Source organism: Microbacterium sp. K35 (assembly GCF_004794375.1).
GTDB classification, from domain to species: Bacteria; Actinomycetota; Actinomycetes; order Actinomycetales; family Microbacteriaceae; genus Microbacterium; species Microbacterium sufflavum.
In genome coordinates this window covers 1-3,620 of record NZ_SSDM01000047.1, presented here as the reverse complement: position 1 = coordinate 3,620, position 3,620 = coordinate 1, and the positions used below count along the sequence as shown (strand labels likewise).

Here is a 3,620-nt window from a genome sequence, read left to right as displayed (position 1 = left end):
TGAGCCTTCTCCGCCGCACAGGCTCCGGCGGAGAAGGCTCCGGCTCCCGCGGCTCCGGCCAAGCCGTCCGCTCCGGCGCCGGCCGCCCCGTCGTCGGGTGACGGCAACGCCCCGAAGCCCGGTGCGCCGCGCCCCGGCAACAACCCCTTCTCGTCGGCGCAGGGCATGGGGCAGCGCCCCGCCGGTCCCCGTCCCGGCAACAACCCCTTCGCCTCGGCGCAGGGCATGGGACAGCGGCCGACCCCCGGCAACATCCCGCGTCCGCAGGCGCCGCGTCCCGGGGCTCCTCGTCCCGGAGCTCCCCGTCCGGGTTCGCCCCGTCCGGGTGCGCCTCGTGGCGGCCAGGGCGGTCGTCCCGGTGCTCCGTTCCAGCAGCGCACGGGCGGTCCCGGTCGTCCGGGTGGCGCCGGTGGCGGTCCCGGTGCGGGCCCCCGTCCCGGTGGTGGCTTCGCCGGTCGTCCCGGTGGCGGCGGTCGCGGTCGCGGCCCCGGTGGCGGCACGGCCGGTGCCTTCGGTAAGGGCGGCGGCAAGAGCAAGCAGCGCAAGTCGCGGCGGGCGAAGCGGCAAGAGTTCGAAATGCGGAGCGCCCCGGTCGTCGGCGGCGTCAACGTCACGCGCGGCAACGGCGAGACGATCCGCATGCGCCGCGGTGCGTCCATCGCGGACTTCGCCGACAAGATCGAGGCACTGACCGGCTACACCGTGCAGCCGGGCACGCTCGTGACGATCCTCTTCAACCTCGGCGAGATGGCCACGGCCACCGAGTCGCTGGACGAGGCCACGTTCGAGGTCCTGGGTGAGGAGCTGGGCTACAAGGTCCAGATGGTCTCGCCCGAGGACGAGGACAAGGAGCTCCTCGAGGGCTTCGGTCTCGACCTCGAGAAGGAGCTGGCGGAGGAGAGCGAGGACGACCTCGAGATCCGTCCCCCGGTCGTCACCGTCATGGGTCACGTCGACCACGGTAAGACGCGCCTTCTCGACGCGATCCGTCAGACGAACGTCATCGAGGGCGAGGCCGGCGGCATCACCCAGCACATCGGTGCGTACCAGGTCTGGACCGAGCACGAGGGCATCGAGCGGGCCATCACCTTCATCGACACCCCGGGTCACGAGGCGTTCACCGCCATGCGTGCCCGTGGTGCCCAGGTGACCGACCTCGCGATCCTCGTGGTCGCGGCCGACGACGGCATCATGCCGCAGACGGTGGAGGCCCTGAACCACGCCCAGGCGGCGAACGTGCCGATCGTGGTCGCGGTCAACAAGGTCGACAAGCCCGAGGCCAACCCGGCCAAGGTGCGTCAGCAGCTGACCGAATACGGTCTGGTGGCCGAGGAGTACGGCGGCGACGTGATGTTCGTCGACGTGTCGGCTCGCGCGAACACCGGTATCCAGGACCTCCTGGACGCCGTGCTGCTCACCGCGGACGCCGGTCTCGACCTCACCGCCAACCCGAACAAGGCCGCTCGCGGTGTCGCCATCGAGGCGAAGCTCGACAAGGGCCGCGGTTCGGTCGCGACGGTGCTGATCCAGTCCGGAACCCTGCGGGTCGGTGACGCGATCGTGGCGGGTACCGCCTACGGCCGCGTGCGCGCGATGATCGACGAGAACGGCGAGACCGTCGAGGCGGCCGCGCCGTCTCGCCCGGTCCAGGTGCAGGGACTCAACTCCGTGCCCCGCGCCGGCGACGTCTTCATCGTCACCGAGGAAGACCGCATGGCCCGTCAGATCGCCGAGAAGCGTGAAGCGGTCGAGCGCAACGCCCAGCTGGCCAAGGCCCGCAAGCGCATCTCGCTCGAGGACTTCACCCGTGCTCTGGAAGAGGGCAAGGTCGAGTCGCTCAACCTCATCATCAAGGGTGACGTCTCCGGTGCCGTCGAGGCGCTGGAGGAGTCGCTCCTCAAGATCGAGGTCGACGACTCGGTGCAGCTGCGCATCATCCACCGCGGTGTCGGTGCGATCACCGAGTCCGACGTGAACCTGGCGACGATCGACAACGCGATCATCGTGGGCTTCAACGTCCGCCCCGACACGAAGGCGCGCGAGCGCGCCTCCCGTGAGGGCGTGGACATCCGCTTCTACTCCGTCATCTACAACGCGATCGACGAGATCGAGAGCTCGCTCAAGGGCATGCTCAAGCCGGAGTACGAAGAGGTCCAGTCGGGTGTCGCCGAGATCCGCGAGGTGTTCCGCTCCTCGAAGTTCGGCAACATCGCCGGTGTCATCGTGCGGTCGGGGACGATCACGCGCAACGCGAAGGCCCGTGTCATCCGCGACGGCGTCGTCATCGCCGATGGCCTGGCCATCGAGTCGCTGCGCCGGTTCAAGGACGACGTCACCGAGGTGCGCACCGACTACGAAGCCGGTATCGGCCTCGGCAAGTACAACGACATCCAGATCGGCGACGAGATCGAGACCACCGAGATGGTCGAGAAGCCTCGCGGCTGATCGGGTTCGATACCTTCGGGCGGGGATGCTGACGCGTCCCCGCCCGAAGGCCTCTGAAGGGAAAGAGCTATGGCAGGCGAACGACAGGCACGACTCGCGGACCGCATCCGTGTGATCCTCGCCGAGCGTCTCGAGAAGGGTCTGCGCGACCCGCGCCTCGGGTTCGTGACCATCACCGATGTCCGCGTGAGCGGAGACCTGCAGCACGCCTCGGTGTTCTACACGGTCCTCGGCTCGGAGGAGGAGCGCATCGCGAGCGGTGCCGCCCTGACCTCGGCGACGGGCATGCTGCGCAGCGAGGTCGGCCGACAGCTGAGCACGCGTCTCGTGCCGACGCTCGAGTTCATCCCGGACGCGCTCCCGGAGAACGCCGATCACATCACGGCGCTGCTGCGTGAGGCGCAGGAGCGGGACGCCGAGGTCGCGAAGCTCGCCTCCTCTGCCTCCCCGGCCGGCGACGCCGACCCGTACCGCTCGGTCGACGACGAGGACTGATCCGTTTGATACCCTCGGGTCCGCGGGGATGACATCCGATGGACCTGGGGGATCGGCATTCCAGCGACGGTATCGAGCGACGGCGGTGTCGTCGCGCCCGCGATCGTGGAGCTGCTGCTCCGCGATCTTCTCGCGCGCGAACTGGTCTGCGCGCCGCACGTGGTGGCGCGACTGGCCGCGCGTCTCGCCGCCGATCCGCCGAGCGTCGTCGAGGTCGCGGAGCGGCTGACGCCGGACCAGCGGCTGGGACGGCGCGCGCTGCCCTCACCCCTGCCCCTGACGCCCGCGGTCGAGCGTGCCTTCGCGGAGCTCGAGCTCTCGGAGCGTGACCGCACGCTGCTGCTCGCGCAGACACTGCGCAGCGGCGACGACCTCGGCACCCTGGTCGCGTTCGACGGCCGGTCGGCGCGGGAGCTGGCGGCCTCCCCGGTCGGCGCACTGCTCGTGATCCATGCGGGCCGGGTGCGACTGTCCGACCCGCGCCTCTCGGTGTGGATTCAGGCGCTGTCGACCTCGGCGCGGACGGCGGAGGTGCACACCCGGCTGGCGGGACTGCAAGCGGCCCTCGGCGATGAGGACGCAGCGGCGTGGCATCGGGCGCGCGCGTCGTTGACCGGCGACCCCGCGGCCGCACGGACGCTGGTCGGTGCGGCGCGGAGACTGCTCGGCGCCGCACCGAC

Annotated in this window: 3 protein-coding genes; all 3 read left to right on the top strand. The window is 70.6% G+C overall.

Going from position 1 to position 3,620, the window contains the following annotated elements:
* The first annotated feature begins 576 nt into the window (after nt 1-576).
* A complete protein-coding gene (gene infB, locus DW299_RS01220) occupies nt 577-2,445 on the top strand; it encodes a translation initiation factor IF-2 (RefSeq protein ID WP_240745278.1) in 1,869 nt (622 codons plus the stop codon).
* Between the two features lie 69 nt (nt 2,446-2,514).
* Nucleotides 2,515-2,940: a 30S ribosome-binding factor RbfA gene (rbfA, locus tag DW299_RS01215; protein WP_136035107.1), complete on the top strand. Its 426-nt coding sequence runs from the start codon at nt 2,515-2,517 to the stop codon at nt 2,938-2,940.
* A gap of 105 nt (nt 2,941-3,045) precedes the next feature.
* Nucleotides 3,046-3,620 (top strand): hypothetical protein (locus tag DW299_RS01210; protein WP_205814307.1); only part of this gene is annotated, 575 nt, incomplete at its 3' end.

Excerpts from the sequence above, each read along its gene's own strand:
- rbfA (WP_136035107.1), top strand. The coding sequence starts at position 2,515 with ATGGCAGGCGAACGACAGGCACGACTCGCGGACCGCATCCGTGTGATC.
- infB (WP_240745278.1), top strand. The coding sequence starts at position 577 with ATGCGGAGCGCCCCGGTCGTCGGCGGCGTCAACGTCACGCGCGGCAAC.